The following is a 20,317-nucleotide window of genomic DNA, read 5'->3' on the forward strand; positions in this document are numbered from 1 at the left end:
CCGCTATGGACATGCAAATTCCTGGATTCGACATTGAAGGCGAAATTGGCGAAGGCGCGATGGCTACGGTGTATCTGGCCATCCAGCGTTCGCTGGAGCGCAAGGTAGCGCTCAAGGTCATGGCCGCCAGCCTGGCTGCCGACCCGAGCTTCTGCGAGCGCTTCCTGCGCGAAGGCCGCACCCTGGCGCGGCTGGCGCATCCGCACATTGCGACCATTCACGACATTGGCAACGTCGGCCCGCTGTACTACATGGCCATGGAGTATCTGCCCGCCGGCACGCTTAAAGAACGAATCGCGGCCGGGCTTTCAGATGAGCAGGGGCTGCTGTACATCCGCCAGATCGCCGCCGCGCTGGGCTACGCCCATGCCCAGGGTCTGGTCCACCGCGACGTAAAACCGGCCAACATCCTGTTCCGCGCCGATGGCACCGCGGTATTGTCGGACTTCGGCATCGCTAAATCACTGGACGACCGCACCCAGTTCACCCAGGCCGGATTTGCCGTGGGCACGCCGAGTTACATGAGCCCGGAACAGGCTCGCGGCCAAGAAATCGACGGCCGCGCCGACCTTTATGCGCTGGGCGTAGTGTTCTACGAGATTCTGGCCGGGCGCCTGCCGTATAGCGGCCCGGATGCGTTATCCACAGCACTGGCGCACCTGACCGAACCGCTGCCGGAACTGCCGGTGCAGCATGGCCGCTACCAGCACGTACTGACCCGCCTGCTGGCCAAAGACCCGGCCGAGCGGTTTGCCAATGCCCAGGTGCTGGTCGCGGCGCTGGACGAACTGATTCAGAGCGACAGTGAACGCACCCTGCTGCGTCCTTTACCAGTGGTCGATACCCTGCCGGGTAATGAGCCGGTCAGCGAAGCCGCGACCGATGAGCTGGCCGGGCTGACGCCAGTGTCCATCGTGATTCCTGACAGCCCGCCACCGGCAGCGGCAGAGCCGGTCAACCGCCCCGCGCCGAATCTGAGCAAATCCCAGGCTCGCCCGGCGTTGCAGGATCAACCGCCCCGTCGCGGACCCGCCATGGCCTTGCTGGCGGTGGCGATTGCCGCCGCACTGGGTATCGGTGCCGGTGGTTATCTCTGGCTGAGCGCTGACAAGCCCGCCGCTGCCCAAGGCGGCGCCGCGTCGGCCACGCCCCAGGCTGCAGCCACCGCAGCGCCGACGCCTGCAAGCACGCCAGCCACCGCAACGCCGGCCCTCAATGCCGCGCAACAACCGGCAACCGATACCGGCAAGCCGTTGCTGATGGCAGGCAAGCAGACCCTCTATCAACGGGTGCTGAGCAAGCCCGGTGCGCGGTTTGCCAGTGAGCCTGGTGGTAATGTCGATAAACCGCTGCCGGCCTTCTCGGTGCTGTATGTCTACGAGCGCCGCCAGGCAAACGGTGAGCCGTGGCTGCGGGTCGGTGCGGGCAGTGACGGGCGCAGTGAAGGCTGGCTGCCGGCCAGCCAGGTCAGCGACTGGAAGCAGAGTCTGGTGCTCAAGTTCACTGAACGCTCCGGGCGCTCGCCGGTGATGTTCCTGCGTGATCCCGGCAAACTGGAAAGCCTGATTGCCGATCCGGTAGCGGCGCGCAAGCTGTTGATGCAGGCGCAGAACGACACTCAGGACAACAGCCAGGTACTGGCCCTGGAACCGGCTGCCAGCGCTGTGCCGCAGGACCAGTTCTACCTGCTGCCGATCTTCGATTCGCGGGAAAGCTTCGACGAAGACGGTCAGCCGGTACAGATGCTCAACATTGCCTCGATCGACCCCGGCAACCTGCCGCAAAAGACCGCTGGCGATCAGCCCAGATCCGCAGGGGCCAGCAATGCATTTCGTACGGCGGTGGTACTGGTGGTCGATACCTCGGTGTCGATGCAGCCGTACATCGATCAGGTCCGTGAAGTCGTCCATCAGTTGCAGGACAAGATCGCCCAGCGCGGTGAGCTGGACAGCGTCAGCTTTGGCCTGGTGGGCTTTCGCAACAACACCAGTAAGACTCCCGGCTTGCAATACCTGAGCAAGACCCTGATCACCCTGGAGCAGGGCCGCGACCCGCAGCGCTTCCTGGAACTGGCCCGGCAGGTCAAGGCCACGCCAGTGTCCAGCCATTCATTCAATGAAGACGCCTTCGCCGGGATCATGCAGGCGGTCGATGGCATGGACTGGTCCGGCTACGGCGGGCGGCTGATCCTGCTGGTCAGCGATGCCGGTGCGTTGCGCAAGAGCGACCCGCTCAGCAGCACCCGGATGAACGAAGCCGAAGTGCGTCAGGCCGCACTGGGCAAGCAGATCAAAATCTACGCGCTGCATCTGCGCACCGAGGCTGGCAAGAAAAATCACGATTCGGCCGAACAGCAGTATCGGGTCCTGACCGCCGACCCGAACCCGCGCATTGGCGACCTCTATGTGCCGGTGGCCGGTGGTGATGTGCAGCAGTTCGGCGAGCGGGTTGGCGAGATCGGCTCGGTGTTCGCCGACCTGGTGCACCAGGTGCGCAGCAACCAGCCGCAAGCGGTACCGCTGCTGGCCAAGGCGCCCAGCCTGAGTGAGAAATCCGCCGCCGTCGGTTACGCCATGCACATGGATTTTCTCGGTCGCAAAGCGGCGATCCAGGCGCCGCAGCTGGTCAGTGCCTGGGCCGCTGACCGCGACCTGACCAACCCGGCGCTGCCGGCCTTTCAGGTCTGCGTGATGCTCACCAAACTGCAACTCAACGACCTGCAGCAATCGCTGAAGCTGATCGTCGATGCGGCGCGCAAGACCCAGACTTCACCCAAGGATTTCTTCCAGGAAATCGCCAGTGCCAGCGCTTACATGAGCCGCGACCCGCAAGCCTTGCGCAACGGCGCCAACCTGGCCGCTGGCGGGGTGTTGGGCGAATACCTTGAAGGGCTGCCGTACCGCAGCAAGTCGCTGAACATGACCCAGGATTTGTGGTTGTCGTTGAGCGTGGCCGAGCAGGAAGACTTTATCGACGAGCTGGAATCGAAGATCCGCCTCTACGAGACCTTCCACAACGATCTGGCCAACTGGGTCCGCTTCGGTGATGCCGAGCCGGGTGATGCGCTGTACCGCGTACCGTTGTCGACGCTGCCGTGATGCTCAGTTTACGAGAGGTGCGCAAAACGCGCGGCAGCGCCAGCCAGCGTTACAGCCTGGTGATTCCGCGCCTGGAGCTGGAGCGTGGCCAGTGTTGCGCGCTGGTCGGGCCGAGCGGTTGTGGCAAGAGCACCCTGCTTGACCTGTTGGCGCTGGTGCTGGCCCCGGATCATGCCCAGCGCTTTGACTTTTCCACCGCCCAGGGCGAGTTCGATATCGGCGGGCTGTGGCGTGAAGCACGTCAGGAGCAACTGGCGGCGCTGCGCAGCCGGCATCTGGGTTATGTGCTGCAAACCGGCGGGCTGCTGGGCTTTCTGGACGTACGCAGCAATATCGAGCTGTCGCGGCGCCTGCTGGGCATGAACAACGACGGCACGGTCGAGCACCTGGCCGAGCAACTGGAAATCAGCGACCAATTGCGCAAGAAGCCTGCCGCGCTGTCGGTGGGCCAACGCCAGCGGGTCAGTTGTGCCCGCGCCTTGGCGCATTCCCCGCAACTGTTGCTGGCCGATGAACCTACCGCCGCGCTGGACCCGCTCAATGCCGGGCGAGTCATGCAGTTGCTGCTCAAGCAGGCCCGCAAACAGCAAGCCTGTTGCGTGATCGCCACCCACGACGAAGGGCTGGCCCGGCAATCGGGGTTGAGCCTGCTGCGCATCGACTGCCAGCGCGATGCCGATGGCGGCGTGACGGCCACGCTGGGGCAGGTCAGCTCATGAACCTGACCCTGATCGCCAGCATGGCCTGGCAGGACTACCGTGCCGACAGCCGTCTGTCGGCCTGCAGTGTGCTGGCGCTGGTGGCGGTGATCGCGCCGCTGCTGGTGCTGTTCGGCCTCAAGTTCGGCCTGATCGGCAGCCTCACCGAGCGCCTGGAACAGGACCCGGCGGTGCGCGAGATCATCCCGTTGGGCGGTGCACGCTTCAGCGCCAGCCAGATCGCTGACCTGAGCAAGCGCCCGGAGGTCCTGTTCGCCCTGCCGCGGACCCGGCAGATCGCCGCCGCCGCCGACCTGAGCCTGCCAGGCCAGTTGCAGGCCGTGAACGTCGAGATGATTCCCACCGCTCACGGCGACCCGCTGCTGGGTTCGCTACCGGTGCCGGTCGGCCTGGACAGCATGCTGCTGAGCAAGACCGCCGCCGAGAAGTTGCAGGTCAAGATGGGCGACTGGCTGGACGCGGCAATCACCCGGCAGGTCGCCGGTCGTGTTGAAGTGCGGCGGGTGCGCCTGAAGGTCGAGGCGGTATTGCCGCTTGAGGCGTTCCAGCGCGATGGCTTGTTTGCCAGCCTGGAACTGTTGCAGGCCGCAGAAGATTATCGCGACGGTCGTGCGGTGCCGGCACTGGACTGGCCGGGCGAAGCCAGACCGGCTGATGCACCGCGTATCTATCCGGCGTTTCGCTTGTATGCGCGGCATCTGGACGATGTCGAGCCGCTGCGTCGGCACTTTGCCGACAGCGGCATTCTGGTCGCCACCCAGGCCCAGGCCATCGCCCAGGTGCAGTCGTTGAGCCGCAACCTGACCATCGTGTTCTGGGTGATCGCCGCTCTGGCAATGGCCGGTGCCTGTGCGGCGATTTTCGCCGGCACCCTGGCGGCCATCGCACGCAAGCGCCGTGAACTGTCGGTGTTGCGCCTGCTGGGGTTCGGCAGCGGCGCGCTGCTGGGGTTCGTCATGCTGCAGGCGCTGTACAGCGGGGTACTGGCCGCCGCCCTCGCCGCGTTGCTCTACGGCCTGGCCGAGTGGGGCCTGAATCGGCTGTTCGTGCAGGTGGCCGGTGAATACGCCAGCCACCTGCTGGCGCGTCATTACCTCGTGGCCCTGTTGGCCGTGCTGGGGGCCAGCGCCGTCGCCGCCGCCCTGGGCGGCTTGCGGGTGTCACGTATCCAGGCTTCGGAAGGAATCAGAGATGTTTGAGTTGCGCAGGGCTTGTCTGGCGCGAGCAATGGCCGCGCTGTGTCTGACCACACTGGGCCTGACCTCGCTGGTCGCGTGTGCCGAGAGCGACAGCGAGGCACCGGCCAGCAACAAGCTGGATAACCCCAAACCGTTGCCCGATGACGTCAGCCTGCCATTGCCGTGTGGCGGCGAAATGGTCATGCGCTACGTATACATCCTCGCTGAAGGCGCGCTGGATGACCGTGAAATCAGCCTGGGTTATCCGTTCAGTGAAGGTGAGGCGGGCTACAAGCAGTCGTTCATTTCCGGCTACCGACGCGACTTCATTAATGGCCAGTTCACCGCTGAAGACCTGGCGCCGGCCTGGCGCAAGACCATCGCGCCACTGTTGCCCAAGGCTGAAAAAGGCACGCCGCTCAAGCCGATGATGTACTTCATCGGCAAGTACGAAGTCACCCAGCGCCAGTACGCCCAAGTCATGGCCCAGGCGCAATCGCTGGCCAGTGGCGAACCCGCCCCGGCTTGCGAGGCCCAGGACGGTATGGCCGGGCGCTTGCCCAAGGTCAAGCTGTCGCGCTTCGAAGCCGAGCGTTTCGCTGCGGTGTACAGCGCCTGGCTGATGAAAAACCACCGCGACCTGTTGCCGGTCAGCGGTCGTGGCAAGGACGCCGAAGACGGCGGGATCGGCTTCGTGCGCCTGCCCACGGAAGTGGAATGGGAATTCGCCGCCCGTGGCGGCCAGGCGGTCAGCCGTCAGGATCTGGAAGGCCGGCTGTTCCCGCGCCGTCAGGACGGCCAGGAAGGCGACGGCCCGTTGGCTGACTGGGCGGTGTACAGCCAGGTGGCTGGCGGTACGGGGCAGGGCGCGCGGCTGATGCCGATTGGCACCAAGCTGCCCAACCCGATCGGTATGTTCGATGTGATCGGCAACGCCGCCGAGATGGTGCAGGAATCCTTCCAGTTGGTGCATGCCGGGCGCCGCCAAGGTACCTATGGCGGCTTTGTGGCCAAGGGCGGCAATTACCTCGAAGGCGAAGGCACGCTGTTCACCGGCATGCGTCGCGAGTATCCGTTGTTCGCCGCCGACGGCACCGAGCAGCGCAACGAAACCACAGGGTTTCGGGTCGCGCTCGGCGCGCTGTCGGCGCCGCGCTCACGTTACAAGGAGCTGTTCGAGCAATGGCAGAAGGACGGCCGGCTGGCGTCGCTGACCGATGACATCGATGCGGTCAATGACCCGACCAAGCGCCTGGACAGCATCATTGGCACCACTGCCGACCCGCGTCTGCAAGCCGAGTTGGGTCTGGTCAACGAAGAGCTCAAGCGCAACGTGGCGCTGATTGCCCTGCAACGTGAAGAGGCTGCCGGCAACCTGATCCAGTCCGCTGCCCTGGTGGCCGAGACCATCAATAACTACAACATCCGCCTGACCAACCTGCAAAAAACCCAGAAGCAGGCCGCCGATGCCGGTGACCAGGCCAGCGCCGCGATGTTCGCCTCGGCGATGGCCAACGGGCGCAGCGCGCTGGAGGGTGCCGTGGCGATCTACATCGACAACCTGGCCACTGGCACCCGCTATACCGACGCGGTGATTCAGGCGCAGTTCCAGCGGGTCAAGGAAGAGCTGGCGCGCAAGCCGGTCATCGGCAAGAGCCTGATGAACCGCGCCACGCTGTTCGTGCGTCACGTCGGTGAGTACCGCAAGAACAAGCGCGTCGACCCGGCCGACATCCTCAAACAGTTACTCGTATCGGCCAGCACGCAATGAGTGTGCCGGCCAACACCGCAAGACCCCGCACTGCATTGGGCCGTGCGGGCCTGTCCAAACCTGAAGAAGAGAACGCAGCCATGTTTTTGTCTCGCAAACCATTCGAAGCTCTCGCCAAAAGCCGCAGCCTGTTGCTGGCTACCGCCGGGTTCGGCGCTGTCCTGCTGACCGGTTGCGCCAGCTCACCGGTGTCCAAGGTCGGTGCGACCACCAAGGTCGAGTTCTACCCGACCTGCTACCAGCCTGTGCAGCACTTGCGCCAGACCGACTCAGACATGACCAAGTCAGTTGTCACCGGTGCCGCCATCGGCGCAGTGGGTGGGGCACTGGCCGGCGCGCTGACCGGCAACTCGGAAAAACGCGGCCGTAATGCCGCCATCGGCGCCGCCGGTGGTGCCTTGGTCGGTGGTGCGGCCGGTTACTACACCGAGCGTCAGAAGCAGATCGCCGACGACAACCAGCGTATTGCGTCGTACGCCGCCGACTTCAACAAGAGCTCGGCCGATATCGACCGCAGCACCGCTTACGCCAAGGCTTCACAGTCGTGCTACCAGCGCGAGTTCGCCAGCCTGGTTACTGCCCGCAAGGCCGGCAGTATCAACGACACCGAAGGTCGCAAGCGCCTGGCAGAAATCGTCGCCGGCCTGAAAGAATCCAACGACCTGATCGTGGCCGTGAACGGCCGTGCCAGCGAAGACCTGAACAACTACACCCAGGCTTACGAGAAAGACCTGCAGCAGGTCGGCGTGAAGCGTAACGACGTGGTGGTTGTCGCCCAGGCTGAAAACCCACAACTGGTCACCACCAGCAGCAACAAGCAGGGTGCCAAGGCCGCTGACAAGAACACCGGCAAGGCTACTGGCAATAAAACCGGTAACACCGCCAAAGCTGGCAACACCGGCAAGGCCAACCGAGACAAGCTGCCGGACGTGCCGCGTGAAGCGGTAGGCACCGAGAAGTCTCTGCAGGACGCCAAGAACAAACAGGCAGAGAGCCAACAAGTGGCTGCTGCCGGTCAGAGCGAAGTCGGCCGTATGTGCAAGAACCCTGACGTAGGCGATTGGGCTCCGGTGCCTTGCCCGAATGTGTAACCCGCTGTCTTGAGCGGCCTACCGGTCGCACTTCTGCCTGAGGGCAGAAGTGCCCGGCAGTCGTTCATTGTTTCAAGGAAGAGTCCATGTCCCAAGTTTTAATCGGGTTGAACAATACCCACTCACAAATGATGGCCCGGCAGCGTATCGAGGCCTCCATCAATCTCAAGAAACTCTATGCCGATATTGATGCCGACCCTGCTATCGTCGGTGCGGGTGTGGTCTACATCGATGCCGATTTCAATGTTGTCACCCTGCGCGAGTTCACCCCTCTGTGCAGTCTCAGACCCAAACGGATCATCCTGCGTGAGGCCAAGCCCTATATTGCGCCAGCGCAGTTCGTCCAGCAGGTGCAGAACAACCCCCGCGAGTCCCGACTGCTGTATGAAGCGGTCAGTACCACCCTGGCGTGCAGCGGAGCGGTGCTGGGGTGGATTGCGGTAATTGGCGGTAGTGTGACAGTGCCGTTTACCGGTGGTGCGAGTCTGGCCATTACTGCCATCGGTGCCGCCTCGCTCGGCGCCGGCACCCTGCAATGCGCGAACGGTCTGTACCGGGTGAAGAACGAACTGCTCAGCCCCGAAATTAACGATCAACTGGACAGTAAAGAGTGGTACACCACCACGTTGGACGTCCTGGATGTGGCTGCATTACTGGGTGTTGCGGCCACGGGTGCAACGGCGGCTCGGTTGCTGCATATGCGCAAAACCATGACCGGTCGCAGCTTTAATCAGTCCCTGCAGAATCTGAACAGACAGGAGCGCAAGCGTCTGACTGAAGAACTACTGGCTTTACGTCACCCTGACCTGACGCCCAGGCTGATCAAGTTGCAACAACGCAGCGGTGTACTGCCCAAGCGTTACCCAGCGACGGAAATTTCAGCAGCATTCAGAATTAAACTGTCTGAAACCCTCGGTATGGGCGTGGGGCTTGCTGGCAGTTCCCGAGTGCAAAAGAGCATCGCAGTCGGCTTGTACGAGGAACTACCGGAATGAATCATGAAACGGGGTTCTTCACCATTTTGCGGGTGCATCTGCCTATTTTTGCCGCTGCGTTTTTCATGGCGCTGTTTGCCATGTCACTGGCGACCATGATTGTGCTGCAACAGCATGTCTCGGACCCCGAGCAAAATATTCAGTATTACTTTCAGGCCATCGTCGTTCTGTCTGTCTATCTCTGTTCGGCCAACCTTCTGGTGGTGCGCGGACGGCCATGGGGCGTCTGGCTCGTCGTTGCGCTGATGCTGGCCTGCATCCTGACGGTCGTGCTGGGTAGCGGTTATCGCGTCCCTCGCATCATGTATTTTCTCGGGCTGTTCTTTCCTCTGGTTGCACTCTTGCTGCTCAATACCCGGCGTCACCGGGCCATGCGTGAGGTCATGGTCAAGGTGCGGGCGGAGCGGGCTGCCATACGTAACAAACGGAAGAAAAGATGATTGTTTGCTCCACTGAGCCAGCATCTACAAGGCGTTGTAGTGAGAGCAGACCTCGATTTCCTATCGATCATGCGTTGGCATTTCCCTGTTTTCATCGTCACGTTTTTTCTGGCGATGTTTGCCTGCATCCTGATGGTGTTGTTGCGCTGGGGAGAGCGACGTGTACCGGGCTCGTGGTCTGTTATCGGCCTGTTGCTGCCGTTATTGGCCCTGTTGATGCTCAACAGCAAGCGCCATCGAGAGTTTCGCAAGGTGATGGTTGAGGTTCGCTGGCAGCGTGCTGCAAGAAGCACAAACAATGATTTCTGTGCAGACGATGGCTGTGGTGCGAGGCTCATTCACCTGATCCGCAAGATCGGTGCGGTCTATCAACCCGGCCTGGTATCTGTTCAAGGCCTAGCAGGTTTGTTTACAGCCTTTTTCGCAGGCAATAAAAAACCCGCCGAAGCGGGTTTGTGTCCAAAACCATTCCAACTCCCTGTCAGTAGCATCCGGGCAATGGCTGATCGTCCTTGATCCTGACCAGCGTCCTGCTCGTCAGTGGATTGGATCCCATAGTAGAGAGTTCCCATCCGGGTTCAAATAGCCAAATGCCTCGTCAGCGTGTAAGACATTGGCTATTTATGCAATTAATTCTTATTTGGTTTTGCGCAGGCACTAAAAAACCCGCCGAAGCGGGTTTTTTGTCCAGAACCATTCCAACTCCCTGTCGGCAGCATCCAGGCATGGTCGATCGTCCTTGATCCTGGCGAGCTTCCTGTTCACCAGTGGTTGGATCCGATAGTAGGCCTGCTGGCCGAGCATTCAAATGGCAATTGTTCGCTAGCGCGTGTAAGCCTTTGGCTATTGTTGCGCTTCAGATTCCGGTGAGACCGGTGCTGGGCTGGCTTCTTCGGCTAATTGTGGTGCGGCAACAGGCGGCAGGCTGGCGGCAGGCGGGGCGATGTCAGCGGTATGGCGGCTCAACTGCGACAGCATCAGGCACAGGCTAAGGATCGCCAGGAGCGCACAGAGCATGATCAGTCCATAGGGGCGCGGTTCGCGCAGCGGGCGGGGCAGGCTTTTGCCTGGGTGGCTGCCAAGTACCACGTCAATGTGGCCAGGTTCGGTGCGATTGATGCGGATGATGCCGTCATCCTTGTCCGGTGTTCCGGGGGCTTGCATTGCTGCTCCTTGCAGATCCATTGCGTATCCAGCTGTATCGGCGCTGACGGATTTTTCTGTAACGTATCGGGTCTGCCGGCACACCACGCCATTCAACGAGCGAGCGACCATGCCCGACACCTTGCTGCAACGCCACGACTATCGCCACTTCCAGCCGATCACCACGCGCTGGCAGGACAACGATATCTATGGGCATATCAATAACGTGGCCTATTACAGCTTTTTCGACAGCGCTGTGAATGCCTGGCTGATCGAGCGTGGCGGGCTGGATATCCATGACGGTAAGGTGGCGGGGCTGGTGGTCAGTTCGGCGTGCGACTACTTTGCGTCAGTCGCTTATCCGGAACTGATCGAAGTCGGGCTAAGGGTGGCCCGACTCGGTGGCAGTACCGTGGAGTATGAGCTGGCAGTGTTCCGGGTCGGGGAAGACGAACCCTGTGCGGCGGGGCGGTTTGTCCAGGTGTTCATCGACCGGCAGTCAAGCCAGCCGGTGGCGATTCCAGATGCCTTGCGTGAGGCGTTGCAAGCGCTGCTTATCGCCTCGTAGGAGCAGCTTCAGCTGCGAAAGCTCGCAGCTAAAGCTTCGCTGCTAAAGCAGCTCCTACGAAAGCCCGGTTACCGAGCTGGCGCGAAAAGCCCCTTCCTTCAGGTGGGGGATGAAAGCGCCACCGCGAAGCGGTCATAGGGGTTAAGATCCATAAAACCACCCCTATTCTGTGTTTCATGACTGAAATGAAAGCGACCAAAACCCTCAAGGTTCGAGTGCGGGATAAGCATGCAGCGCAGCTGCGTGAAGCTTCTCGTGCTGTGAATTTTGTGTGGAACTACGTAAACGAGTTGAGCAGTCGCTCGATTCGTGAGCACGGTCGTTTTCTGTCAGCGTTCGACATTCACAAGTACACCAACGGGGCCGGCAAAGACCTGGGACTGCACAGCCAATCGGTGCAGGCTGTTGCCGACGAATATGTCACACGGCGCAAGCAATTCAAAAAGCGCCAGCTACGCTGGCGTTGCTCGGGCGGCGCTCGGCGCAGCCTGGGCTGGGTGCCCCTCAAGGCCGGCGCTGCTGTCTGGAAAAACGGCCAGGTCGTCTTCAACAGACAGCACTTCAAGGTCTGGGACAGCTACGGCCTGGCGGGCTTTAAATTCAGATCCGGCAGCTTCAACGAGGACAGCCGTGGACGCTGGTATTTCAACGTCGTGGTCGAGGTCGACCGCCAGTTATCGCCAGGCCAGGACGCGGTGGGGATCGACCTCGGACTGAAAACCACGGTCACCTGCAGCGACGGTGATCGTCTTGAAAGCGGCAGGTTCTACCGGGATCTGGAGAGCGCCCTGGGCACGGCCCAGCGGGCCGGCAAGAAGGCCCGTGTGCGGGCGATTCACGCCAGGATTGCGAACCGCCGCAAGGATGCCCTGCATAAGTTCAGCAACGCGCTGGTAGCGCGTTGTGGCGTCATTGTGGTGGGCGATGTGAACTCACTGAAACTCGCGAAAACCAGGATGGCCAAGTCGGTGCTGGACGCCGGCTGGGGCCAATTGAAAACCATGCTGGAATACAAATGCGATCACGCAGGCACGGTTTTCAAGGTTGTCAGCGAGAGAAACACCACCCAAACCTGTTCGAGCTGCAAGCAATTGCCGGACTCGAGGCCGAGAGGTATCGCAGGGCTTGGAATAAGGGAATGGACTTGTTGTGGGTGCGGTGCCACCCACGACCGCGACGTCAACGCCGCAAAGAACATTCTCGCGCTCGGGCATGAGCGTCCAATTGTGGGAATCCCCGCCCTTTAGGGCGGGGAGGATGTCAACAAAGCACGGTGCTCTTGCCGGATCAACGATGACGCCAGTGGCGGTCGTGTTTGCGATGACCGTAGTGCTTGCGCGGACCATGGCCATGGCGATACTCACGGCGATCATTGCCGCCACGGTAGCGACGATCGTCATCGCGGCTTTCATTGCCCATGTAGTTGCCCAGCGCACCACCAGCGCCGCCGCCGGCGGCGGCACCGATCAGGCTGCCGGTGTTGCCGCCAACGCTGCGGCCGATCACGTTGCCGCCTGCAGCGCCCAGGCCACCGCCGATGGCGGCTTCAGTCCGGTTGCGGCGGTCTGCGCCGACCGCGCCGCCTGCGGCACCACCCAGGCCTGCGCCAATTGCCGCACCGGTGCTACCGCCAATCTGCTGGCCGACCACTGAGCCAAGAACCCCGCCCAATGCACCGCCAACGCCCGCTTCCAGGTTGCCACCGGCAAGGGCGGAACCGGTCACGAGAGAAAGTGACAACAACAGAACCGAGGAGAATTTCATGTGGGCTATCTCATAGGGATGACGGCGCGATCGTGCAATTAACAATTACTTCAGGCAACGCAAATCCGACGAATAGCACGACCTGCGCACAAATAACTAAGCTGTTGTTTTGTATAGGGAACTTAGTTGTTTTTTAACGGTCATAGACCGCTTGTAGCCACTCTTTTTACCCGCTAACACAGGCGTTGCGCGCTGTTGGGTCAGATAATTGCAAACGATGTGGCAGGCAGTAAAATCACTTGGGAAATAATTTTTAACATATATTTTCCAACTAGTGAATGAACTTGTTTAAAGACGTTTATACGTCTTCAAAAAAGGGCCGCTGATGACAGCGGCCCTGATCACCTCAGATAATCCGCGCCGTTTCTCTGGCCCGTTCGATCCGGATTGCAATGAACTTCGAGGTCGGCGTGTGGCTGCCGGCGCCGACGCTTTCCAGGGGTACCAGCGGGTTGACCTCTGGATAGTAAGCCGCAGCCTGACCGGCTGGAATGTCGAATGCCAGCAGGGTAAAGCCCTGCACGCGACGTTCGTGGTCGTCACCCCAGATCGAGATCAGGTCCACTTTCTGGCCGGGCTGGAAGCCCAGCCGAATGATGTCTGCCTCATTGGCAAACACCACGTCACGCTGGCCCTTCACGCCCCGGTAACGGTCATCCAGGCCGTAGATGGTGGTGTTGTACTGGTCATGGGAGCGCATCGATTGCAGGATCAGGTCCGGCTGCTGGCCGGTGCTGCTCACGCGCTCGTCGATCAGGCTGCCCGGCAAGGCGTTGGACTTGAAGTTGGCGCGGCCCGAGGCGGTGTTCCAGCGGCGTGAGCCGGCCGAGTTGCCCAGGTAGAAACCGCCCGGATTATCGACCCGGGTATTGAAGTCCTTGAAGCCTGGAATGGTATCGGCGATCAGCTCGCGGATGCGGCTGTAGTCTTCGATCAGCCACAGCCAGTCGACCGGCTTTTTGCCCAGGGTAGCGTTGGCGATCCCGGCAATGATGGCGGGTTCCGAGCGCATGTGTCTGGACAGCGGCTGCAACTGGCCGAACGAGGCGTGGACCATGCTGAACGAGTCTTCCACGGTGACCGCTTGCGCGCCGTTGGCCTGCTGGTCGATATCGGTGCGGCCGTAGCACGGCAGAATCAGCGCCTCCTTGCCGTGGAACAAATGGCTGCGGTTGAGCTTGGTACTGATCTGTACGGTCAGGTCGCAGTTCTGCAGGGCCGCCGCGGTACGCGGGGTGTCCGGGGTGGCCTGGGCGAAGTTGCCGCCCAGGGCAATGAACACCTTGGCGCGACCTTCGGCCATGGCGTGGATGGCCTCGACCACGTTATGGCCGTTGTCACGCGGCACCTTGAACTGGAAGCGCTGCTCCAGCGCGTCGAGCAGGAACTTCGGCGGACGCTCGTTGATGCCCATGGTGCGGTCGCCCTGCACGTTACTGTGCCCGCGTACCGGGCACAGGCCGGCGCCTGGCTTGCCGATGTTGCCGCGCAGCAGCATCAGGTTGGAAATTTCCTGAATGGTCGCCACCGAGTGGCGATGCTGGGTGATGCCCATCGCCCAGCACATGATCACGTTCTTGCCTTTGACGTACATGCGCGCGGCGCGCTCGATGTCGTCCAGCGCCAGGCCCGATTGCTCCAGGATCGACTCCCACGACGTGGCATCGATGGCCGCCAGGTAGTCGAGCACGCCGTCGGTGTGCTCATTGAGGAAGGTGTGGTCGAAAACCGGCTCAGCGTTGTTGTCCTGAGCCTCGCGCTCCCACTGGCGCAGGAACTTGGCCATGCCGCGCAGCACGGCCATGTCGCCGCCCAGTGCCGGGCGGAAGAACGCGGTGTTGGTCGGCTTGTCGCTGTTGGTCAGCATCTCCACCGGGTGCTGCGGGTGCTGGAAACGCTCCAGGCCACGCTCCTTGAGCGGGTTGACCACCACCACCTGGGCACCGCGTTTTACTGCATCACGCAGCGGGTCAAGCATCCGTGGGTGGTTGGTGCCGGGGTTCTGGCCCCAGACGAAAATTGCGTCGGCGTGTTCGAAGTCGTCGAACGTCACCGTGCCTTTGCCCACGCCGACGGCCTGCGACAAGGCTACGCCACTGGCCTCGTGGCACATGTTCGAGCAATCGGGGAAGTTGTTGGTGCCATAGGCGCGCACGAACAATTGATAGAGATAAGCCGCTTCGTTGCTGGCCCGGCCGGAGGTGTAGAACTCGGCCATGTTCTGGTCGGGCAGGTTGTTCAGGTGTTTGGCGATCAGCGCAAAGGCGTCGTCCCAGGCGATAGGCTTGTAGCGGTCGGTTTCCCGGTCGTAGACCATCGGCTCGGTCAGGCGGCCTTGATACTCCAGCCAGTAGTCGCTCTGTTCCAGCAGTTGCGTGACGCTGTGGCGGGCGAAGAACGCCGGGTCGACGCGGCGCTTGGTGGCTTCCCAGTTGACCGCCTTGGCGCCGTTTTCGCAGAACTTGACCATGCCGCTTTCCGGCGAGTCGCCCCAGGCGCAGCCCGGGCAGTCAAAGCCGCCGTTCTGGTTGGTCTTGAGCATGGCGCGCAGGTTCTTCAGCGCGTTGTCGCTGCCCAGCCAGGCCTGGGTCACGCTGATCAGTGCGCCCCAGCCACCGGCCGGACCCTTGTACGGCTTGTAGGCAGGTTTCGGTGTCTTGTCGGCTTGATGATGAGTCACGGTCGGTTCTCCATCGCAGGGCTGTAGACCCGCGGCGCACTGTGATGCGGCAGGTGAATCAGGTTGAGGTTATGGCTGCGCGCCCATTGCAGGGCAAGGCCGGTGGGCGACGACAGGCTGACCAGGGTCTGGATGCCTGCGCGCAATGCCTTCTGGATCAGTTCCAGGCTGCAGCGGCTGGTGACGACGGCCACGCCACCGGCCAGGGGAATGTCCTGGCGGATCAGTGCACCGATAAGTTTGTCCAGAGCGTTATGCCGGCCGATGTCTTCGCGGCTGAGCAGCAATTGGCCCTGGTTGTTCATGAACAGCGCGGCATGCACCGCGCCGCTGGACTTGCCCAGCGGCTGGAAGTCGCTGATGCGCTGGCGCAAGCCGTCCAGCCAGTGAATCGGTGGCAGCGGTGCCGGGGCCAAGGCATCGAGTTGCGGCAATGCCTGCTCAACCGCTTCGACACCGCACAGCCCGCAGCCAGTGGTGCCGGCCATCTGGCGGCGATTCTCTTTGAGCGCCCAGAACGCCCGGCTGGCGATTTCGACCTCGGCCTGCATGGCCGAGCCGCAGCCACTGAGGCTGAAGTCATAGATTTCGTCGCTTGACGCAATGATGCCGCTGCCCAGGCTGAAGCCGACAATGAAGTCTTCCAGGTCGGTCGGGCTGACCAGCATCACTGCCTGGCTGATGCCGTTGTAGGCAATGGCCAGCGCAACTTCTTCGGCCAGCGCGGTTTCGGCCGCCTGCAAGCCATCGAGGTGGGTGTATTGATAGGACTTACTGGCGCTGAGCGCAGGCGCATCCTGTGCCGACGCCGTGCTGACCGTGCGTTTGGCGTGCATGGGCTGGTATACCGGCAGATTGATAGCTCTAAGACTAGGCCGGTTGTCGGACTGCGTCTAATCGCTAGTTCTGATGCCGTGATAGATGACGTCGATCAATGCGCCTGCGCCGGATTTCTGCTCAGCGCCAGGCTGTGCACTGGCGCACAAGCCTGGCCAGCCGGTTATTTTTCGCTCAAGTCGAGACCGGTGCTCATCAGTTGGAAACACACCTGCGCCAAGGGCGAATGCGGTGCGGTGTTACGCATGATCAGGCCCAGCCGGGCCAGGGTGCGAGCGTCTTCGATGGGGTGCAGGCGCAAGGTGTCGCCCAGATCTTCCAGGCCCCCGGCCAGCGGCATGATTGCGCAGCACAGCCCGCCCTGGACGGCCTGCATCAACTGATGAACGGCGTCGGTTTGCAACAGCGGCTGCGGTTGCAGGCCACGGCTCTGGAAGTTGTGATCGATGGATTGACGAAAATGCATGCTGCCGGTCAGCAGGCCCAGTGGCAGATCCATCAGGTCGGTCCAGCTCAGGGGGTGTTCGCCGAACTGGAAATGGCGCTGATCATACAGCAGGCCCATATGGGTTTCGTTGAGCGGCAGGGCCTGGAAGCGGGTGGCGTCCAGCCGCTCGAAATACGACACGCCCAGGTCGATCTGGTTGCTCGACAACTGCTCAAGGATCTGTTCGGAACTGAGCGACGACAGGACGAACTGCAAGTTGGGGTGCAGTTGGTGCATGCGTTGCAGCAAGGGCAGCGGGTCGAAGCTCGACAGCGGCACTACGCCCAGGCGCAGCGTGCCGACCAGATGCCCACGGCAGGCGGCAGCTTCTGCCTGCAAGCCGTCATAGGCGGCCAGCACCGTGCGGGCCCAGGCCAGCACCCGTTCGCCCGGCGCGGTAAAACCTTCGAAACGCTGGCCGCGCTTGACCAGCTCCAGCTCCAGTTCCTGCTCAAGATTGCGCAGGCGCATCGACAGGGTGGGCTGGGTGATATTGCAGCGGGCAGCCGCCTGTCCGAAGTGCTGGGTCTCGTCGAGGGCAATCAGGAATTTCAGTTGCTTGATGTCCATCTTCACTCCGGGCGGTGGGCAGGCAGGCGACCGATTCTACGCATCCGTAACAGCTTTGAGACAGCCGGTTGCGTTGGTCGGCGCAACCGTTGCCGGCACCTGTGGCAACTATCGTTGTTGTGGCAGATGTCAATCAAGCCGTTAGGGAGGATGACCCGTGGGACTTATTGATTTCGTAAAAAGTGCAGGCGAAAAACTCGTCGACCTTATCACGCCGGGCCAGGCCGCTGCCCAGCAGCCTACTGCCGAGCAGTTGGCACACCGCCTCGATGAACTGGGTCTGGATAAGTCGAACGTTAATATCGCTGTACAAGATGGCAAGGTCGTGTTGACCGGCAATGTGGCGAATCAGGAACAGAAAGAAAAGATCGCGCTGGCGGCGGGCAATTGCGCAGGTATCGAGCAGGTTGATGACCAACTCACCGTCAGCGGCAGTCCCTCGCCAGGGGCTCAAGCGAACTTCGTGACGGTCGTATCGGGCGACACCCTGAGCAAGATTGCCAAGCGCGTCTATGGTGACCCGAACCAGTACCAGAAGATCTTCGAAGCCAACCAACCCATGCTCAGCCACCCGGATAAGATCTATCCGGGGCAGGTTCTGCGGATCCCCAACTGAGCGACATTAACCAGTAGAACTGTTTTGAATGTCCAGCCGCCTTCACGACCAGGGTCGTTCCCACTGTATTTCAAGGCAGGGTCGGGACCGACCGGGCAGCGGCTCCTACGCCGTTGTGAGCCCTTCGAGCAGTGCCAGGTAGTCACCGACGGCGGCGAACTCTTCAGTGTTTTTCGGCCCCTGCTGGCTGTCGGGTTCACTGACCGCCAGCAAGTGGGCAACACCGTAGGCCCGGGCGCTGCGCAGGATTGGCAGGGTGTCGTCGATGAACAGGCTGCGCGCCGGGTCGAAGGCTGTGTCGGCGTGCAGAGCGTCCCAGAACTGCGGGTTTTCCTTGGGAAAGCCGTAGTCGTGAGAGCTGATCAGGCGCTCGAAGTAGGGCGCCAGCTCAATGCGTTCCAGCTTCAACGACAGCGAGTCGCGGTGGGCGTTGGTGATCATGATCACCCGTTTGCCGGCGCGCTGGATAGCGGCCAGAAAGGTCTGCGCATCCGGGCGCAGCGCGATCAGGTGGGCGACCTCCAGCTTGAGTTCACGAATCGGCAGTTTCAGCTCGCGGCTCCAGAAATCCAGGCAATACCAGTTCAGGGTGCCGGCGTTATCCACAAACAGCGGCTTGATCTCAAGCCAGGCCATGGCTTCGCTGATGCCATGCAGCTCGGCGTAGCGCCGCGGCAGGTGGTGCATCCAGAAGTGCTGGTCGAAGTGCAGGTCCAGCAGCGTGCCGTCCATGTCCAGCAGGACGGTGTCGATCTCGTTCCAGGGCAAGTCAGGCATACCGGTTTCTCTGTTGGCGACTGAAGGAAGATCTGGCACAGATCATGGGCAAAGCCACGTATAGTACTGCGCTCTTGCCAAGGAGTCTGTCATGCGCCAGAAACCCGATGTGCTTGCCCGAGAAATCGTCGCCAGCAGCCGTCTGTTCCGTGTCGAAGCCGTGCAGTTGCGTTTTGCCAACGGTGCCGAGCGAACTTATGAGCGACTGGTAGGGCGCGGCACCGGCCATGGCGCGGTGATGATTGTCGCGATGTACGACGCCGATCACGCGCTGCTGATCGAGGAATACTGCGGCGGCACTGAAGAGTATGAACTGTCGCTGCCCAAAGGGCTGGTCGAACCCGGCGAAGATGTATTGGCCGCTGCCAACCGGGAGCTCAAGGAAGAAGCCGGGTTTGGTGCCCGGCAACTGGAGCATCTGACCGAGCTGTCGCTGTCGCCGGGCTACATGACCCAGAAAATCCAGGTGGTACTGGCCAGCGATCTGTATGAAGAGCGTCTGGAGGGCGATGAGCCCGAGCCGATCCGCGTCGACAAAATCAACCTGCGTGACCTGGCCAGCCTGGCGCAAAATCCCCGGTTCAGTGAAGGCCGTGCCCTGGCCGCGCTGTACCTGGCCCGTGATCTGTTGACCCAACGTGGACTCTACCTGCCATGAGCGAATTGCCTGACAACCTCCCCCATCCCCTGTTGGCCCCGGTCGTGGAACTGGCGCGGCGCGCCGGTGAGGCGATCCTGCCACACTGGCGCAGCGGCGTAGAGGTCACCGCCAAGGCTGATGATTCGCCGGTCACGGTGGCCGATCTGGCGGCGCACAAGGTGCTGGTCGAAGGTTTACAGGCTCTGGACCCGAGCATTCATGTGTTGTCCGAAGAAGATGCCGATATTCCCCAGGCTGAACGTGCCAACTGGCAGCGCTGGTGGCTGGTCGATCCGCTGGACGGCACCAAGGAGTTCATTGCCGGCAGTGAAGAGTTCACCGTCAACGTCGCCTTGATCGAACGCGGCCGGGTGGTGTTCGGGGTGGTGTCGATGCCGACCAACGGTCGTTGCTGGTTCGGCGGTGCGGGTCTTGGCGCGTGGCGCAGCGAAGTGGCCGGGCCGTGTGAGGCCATTGGGGTCCGTGACAGCGCTGGCGCCGGCCAGCCGTTCACCGTGGTCGCCAGCCGCCGCCACACCAGTGCGCAGCAGGAGCAACTGCTCAATGGCCTGGCCGAAGGGCTGGGTGAGCTGCAACTGACCAATATCGGCAGCTCGCTGAAATTCTGCCTGCTGGCCGAAGGCAGCGCTGACTGCTACCCGCGTCTGGCCCCGACCTCGCAATGGGACACCGCTGCGGCACAAGGCGTGCTGGAAGGTGCCGGCGGCGTGGTGCTGCAGCTTGATGGCGAGCCGTTCAGCTACCCGCCACGCGAGTCGCTGCTCAACCCGTTCTTCGTCGCCCTGCCAGCCAACGCCCCATGGCGCGCCCGCCTGCTGGAGCTGGCCCGCAGCTAAAGCCACGCCCGTAGGACCGGCTTCAGCCGGGAAGCGCGGCTAAAACGGATCGCCGCCCGGCTGCTCCTACAAGGCTCCGTGCTTGC

General features: G+C 62.0%; 19 protein-coding genes. 13 read left to right on the forward strand and 6 right to left on the reverse strand.

The window, feature by feature from the left end:
- Positions 1-5: 5 nt before the first annotated feature.
- The 8 genes from NJC38_RS21600 (at position 6) to NJC38_RS21635 (ending at position 9,808) form a co-directional block, all read left to right on the forward strand.
- Positions 6-3,098 (forward strand): serine/threonine-protein kinase, encoded by a 3,093-nt coding sequence (locus NJC38_RS21600; protein WP_253117024.1) that lies wholly within the window; start codon positions 6-8, stop codon positions 3,096-3,098.
- Positions 3,098-3,817, forward strand: coding sequence for an ABC transporter ATP-binding protein (locus NJC38_RS21605; RefSeq protein ID WP_253117025.1), 720 nt, complete (start codon positions 3,098-3,100; stop codon positions 3,815-3,817). The genes NJC38_RS21600 and NJC38_RS21605 overlap by 1 nt, the downstream gene beginning before the upstream one ends.
- A complete protein-coding gene (locus NJC38_RS21610) occupies positions 3,814-5,016 on the forward strand; it encodes an FtsX-like permease family protein (RefSeq protein ID WP_253117026.1) in 1,203 nt (400 codons plus the stop codon). The genes NJC38_RS21605 and NJC38_RS21610 overlap by 4 nt, the downstream gene beginning before the upstream one ends.
- Complete coding sequence (locus tag NJC38_RS21615) at positions 5,009-6,766, forward strand: SUMF1/EgtB/PvdO family nonheme iron enzyme (RefSeq protein WP_253117027.1); 1,758 nt, start codon at positions 5,009-5,011, stop codon at positions 6,764-6,766. Before NJC38_RS21610 ends, NJC38_RS21615 begins: the two co-directional genes overlap by 8 nt.
- A gap of 80 nt (positions 6,767-6,846) precedes the next feature.
- Positions 6,847-7,857, forward strand: coding sequence for a type VI secretion system-associated lipoprotein TagQ (gene tagQ, locus NJC38_RS21620; RefSeq protein WP_253117028.1), 1,011 nt, complete (start codon positions 6,847-6,849; stop codon positions 7,855-7,857).
- Positions 7,858-7,943: 86 nt separating this feature from the next.
- Complete coding sequence (locus NJC38_RS21625; RefSeq protein WP_045485714.1) at positions 7,944-8,852, forward strand: hypothetical protein; 909 nt, start codon at positions 7,944-7,946, stop codon at positions 8,850-8,852.
- Positions 8,849-9,292 carry a hypothetical protein gene (locus NJC38_RS21630; protein WP_253117029.1) on the forward strand — a complete coding sequence of 148 codons (444 nt, stop codon included), beginning with the start codon at positions 8,849-8,851 and terminating at the stop codon, positions 9,290-9,292. Before NJC38_RS21625 ends, NJC38_RS21630 begins: the two co-directional genes overlap by 4 nt.
- Positions 9,293-9,808, forward strand: coding sequence for a hypothetical protein (locus tag NJC38_RS21635; RefSeq protein ID WP_253117030.1), 516 nt, complete (start codon positions 9,293-9,295; stop codon positions 9,806-9,808). It abuts the gene before it with no gap.
- Between the two features lie 327 nt (positions 9,809-10,135).
- Here NJC38_RS21635 and NJC38_RS21640 read toward each other — a convergent pair whose 3' ends face one another.
- Complete coding sequence (locus tag NJC38_RS21640) at positions 10,136-10,456, reverse strand: hypothetical protein (RefSeq protein ID WP_253117031.1); 321 nt, start codon at positions 10,454-10,456, stop codon at positions 10,136-10,138.
- Between the two features lie 109 nt (positions 10,457-10,565).
- On the opposite strand from NJC38_RS21640, the gene NJC38_RS21645 reads away from it, so the two are divergent.
- Together NJC38_RS21645 and NJC38_RS21650 are read left to right on the forward strand one after the other, a co-directional pair.
- Entirely contained in the window at positions 10,566-11,003 is a 438-nt protein-coding gene (locus NJC38_RS21645) for a thioesterase family protein (protein ID WP_045485720.1), read from the forward strand.
- 185 nt (positions 11,004-11,188) lie between these two features.
- On the forward strand, positions 11,189-12,250 hold the full coding sequence (locus NJC38_RS21650; protein ID WP_253117032.1) for a transposase: 1,062 nt from the start codon (positions 11,189-11,191) through the stop codon (positions 12,248-12,250).
- 40 nt (positions 12,251-12,290) lie between these two features.
- On the opposite strand, the gene NJC38_RS21655 is transcribed toward NJC38_RS21650, so the two are convergent.
- The 4 genes from NJC38_RS21655 to NJC38_RS21670 all read right to left on the reverse strand — a co-directional run bounded on the left by NJC38_RS21655 (position 12,291) and on the right by NJC38_RS21670 (position 17,341).
- Positions 12,291-12,767: a YMGG-like glycine zipper-containing protein gene (locus NJC38_RS21655; protein WP_045485724.1), complete on the reverse strand. Its 477-nt coding sequence runs from the start codon at positions 12,765-12,767 to the stop codon at positions 12,291-12,293.
- A 346-nt stretch (positions 12,768-13,113) separates the two neighbouring features.
- Complete coding sequence (locus tag NJC38_RS21660) at positions 13,114-15,447, reverse strand: FdhF/YdeP family oxidoreductase (protein ID WP_045485726.1); 2,334 nt, start codon at positions 15,445-15,447, stop codon at positions 13,114-13,116.
- On the reverse strand, positions 15,444-16,283 hold the full coding sequence (gene fdhD, locus NJC38_RS21665; protein ID WP_045485728.1) for a formate dehydrogenase accessory sulfurtransferase FdhD: 840 nt from the start codon (positions 16,281-16,283) through the stop codon (positions 15,444-15,446). Before fdhD ends, NJC38_RS21660 begins: the two co-directional genes overlap by 4 nt.
- Before the next feature lie 164 nt (positions 16,284-16,447).
- Positions 16,448-17,341 (reverse strand): LysR family transcriptional regulator, encoded by an 894-nt coding sequence (locus NJC38_RS21670; RefSeq protein WP_253117033.1) that lies wholly within the window; start codon positions 17,339-17,341, stop codon positions 16,448-16,450.
- 157 nt (positions 17,342-17,498) lie between these two features.
- Between NJC38_RS21670 and lysM the strand changes: the two genes are divergently transcribed.
- Positions 17,499-17,957, forward strand: a complete 459-nt coding sequence (gene lysM / locus NJC38_RS21675) for a peptidoglycan-binding protein LysM (protein ID WP_253117034.1) — start codon at positions 17,499-17,501, stop codon at positions 17,955-17,957.
- Between the two features lie 105 nt (positions 17,958-18,062).
- On the opposite strand, the gene yrfG is transcribed toward lysM, so the two are convergent.
- The gene (yrfG, locus tag NJC38_RS21680) at positions 18,063-18,734 is read right to left on the reverse strand and encodes a GMP/IMP nucleotidase (RefSeq protein WP_045485738.1); all 672 of its coding nucleotides are present in this window, start codon (positions 18,732-18,734) and stop codon (positions 18,063-18,065) included.
- A gap of 91 nt (positions 18,735-18,825) precedes the next feature.
- Here yrfG and nudE point away from each other — a divergent pair, with 91 nt between their 5' ends.
- Both nudE and cysQ read left to right on the forward strand, forming a co-directional pair.
- Entirely contained in the window at positions 18,826-19,392 is a 567-nt protein-coding gene (gene nudE, locus NJC38_RS21685; protein ID WP_045485741.1) for an ADP compounds hydrolase NudE, read from the forward strand.
- The gene (gene cysQ / locus NJC38_RS21690) at positions 19,389-20,231 is read left to right on the forward strand and encodes a 3'(2'),5'-bisphosphate nucleotidase CysQ (RefSeq protein ID WP_045485744.1); all 843 of its coding nucleotides are present in this window, start codon (positions 19,389-19,391) and stop codon (positions 20,229-20,231) included. The genes nudE and cysQ overlap by 4 nt, the downstream gene beginning before the upstream one ends.
- Positions 20,232-20,317 lie beyond the last annotated feature (86 nt).

The organism is Pseudomonas sp. 21LCFQ010 (assembly GCF_024129905.1).
Classification (GTDB): Bacteria; Pseudomonadota; Gammaproteobacteria; order Pseudomonadales; family Pseudomonadaceae; genus Aquipseudomonas.

Excerpts from the sequence above, each read along its gene's own strand:
- NJC38_RS21610 (WP_253117026.1), top strand. The coding sequence starts at position 3,814 with ATGAACCTGACCCTGATCGCCAGCATGGCCTGGCAGGACTACCGTGCC.
- NJC38_RS21655 (WP_045485724.1), bottom strand. The coding sequence starts at position 12,767 with ATGAAATTCTCCTCGGTTCTGTTGTTGTCACTTTCTCTCGTGACCGGT.
- NJC38_RS21650 (WP_253117032.1), top strand. The coding sequence starts at position 11,189 with ATGAAAGCGACCAAAACCCTCAAGGTTCGAGTGCGGGATAAGCATGCA.
- NJC38_RS21615 (WP_253117027.1), top strand. The coding sequence starts at position 5,009 with ATGTTTGAGTTGCGCAGGGCTTGTCTGGCGCGAGCAATGGCCGCGCTG.
- NJC38_RS21630 (WP_253117029.1), top strand. The coding sequence starts at position 8,849 with ATGAATCATGAAACGGGGTTCTTCACCATTTTGCGGGTGCATCTGCCT.
- yrfG (WP_045485738.1), bottom strand. The coding sequence starts at position 18,734 with ATGCCTGACTTGCCCTGGAACGAGATCGACACCGTCCTGCTGGACATG.
- NJC38_RS21605 (WP_253117025.1), top strand. The coding sequence starts at position 3,098 with ATGCTCAGTTTACGAGAGGTGCGCAAAACGCGCGGCAGCGCCAGCCAG.
- NJC38_RS21640 (WP_253117031.1), bottom strand. The coding sequence starts at position 10,456 with ATGCAAGCCCCCGGAACACCGGACAAGGATGACGGCATCATCCGCATC.
- NJC38_RS21645 (WP_045485720.1), top strand. The coding sequence starts at position 10,566 with ATGCCCGACACCTTGCTGCAACGCCACGACTATCGCCACTTCCAGCCG.
- NJC38_RS21600 (WP_253117024.1), top strand. The coding sequence starts at position 6 with ATGGACATGCAAATTCCTGGATTCGACATTGAAGGCGAAATTGGCGAA.
- nudE (WP_045485741.1), top strand. The coding sequence starts at position 18,826 with ATGCGCCAGAAACCCGATGTGCTTGCCCGAGAAATCGTCGCCAGCAGC.
- cysQ (WP_045485744.1), top strand. The coding sequence starts at position 19,389 with ATGAGCGAATTGCCTGACAACCTCCCCCATCCCCTGTTGGCCCCGGTC.
- tagQ (WP_253117028.1), top strand. The coding sequence starts at position 6,847 with ATGTTTTTGTCTCGCAAACCATTCGAAGCTCTCGCCAAAAGCCGCAGC.
- NJC38_RS21625 (WP_045485714.1), top strand. The coding sequence starts at position 7,944 with ATGTCCCAAGTTTTAATCGGGTTGAACAATACCCACTCACAAATGATG.
- NJC38_RS21670 (WP_253117033.1), bottom strand. The coding sequence starts at position 17,341 with ATGGACATCAAGCAACTGAAATTCCTGATTGCCCTCGACGAGACCCAG.
- fdhD (WP_045485728.1), bottom strand. The coding sequence starts at position 16,283 with ATGCACGCCAAACGCACGGTCAGCACGGCGTCGGCACAGGATGCGCCT.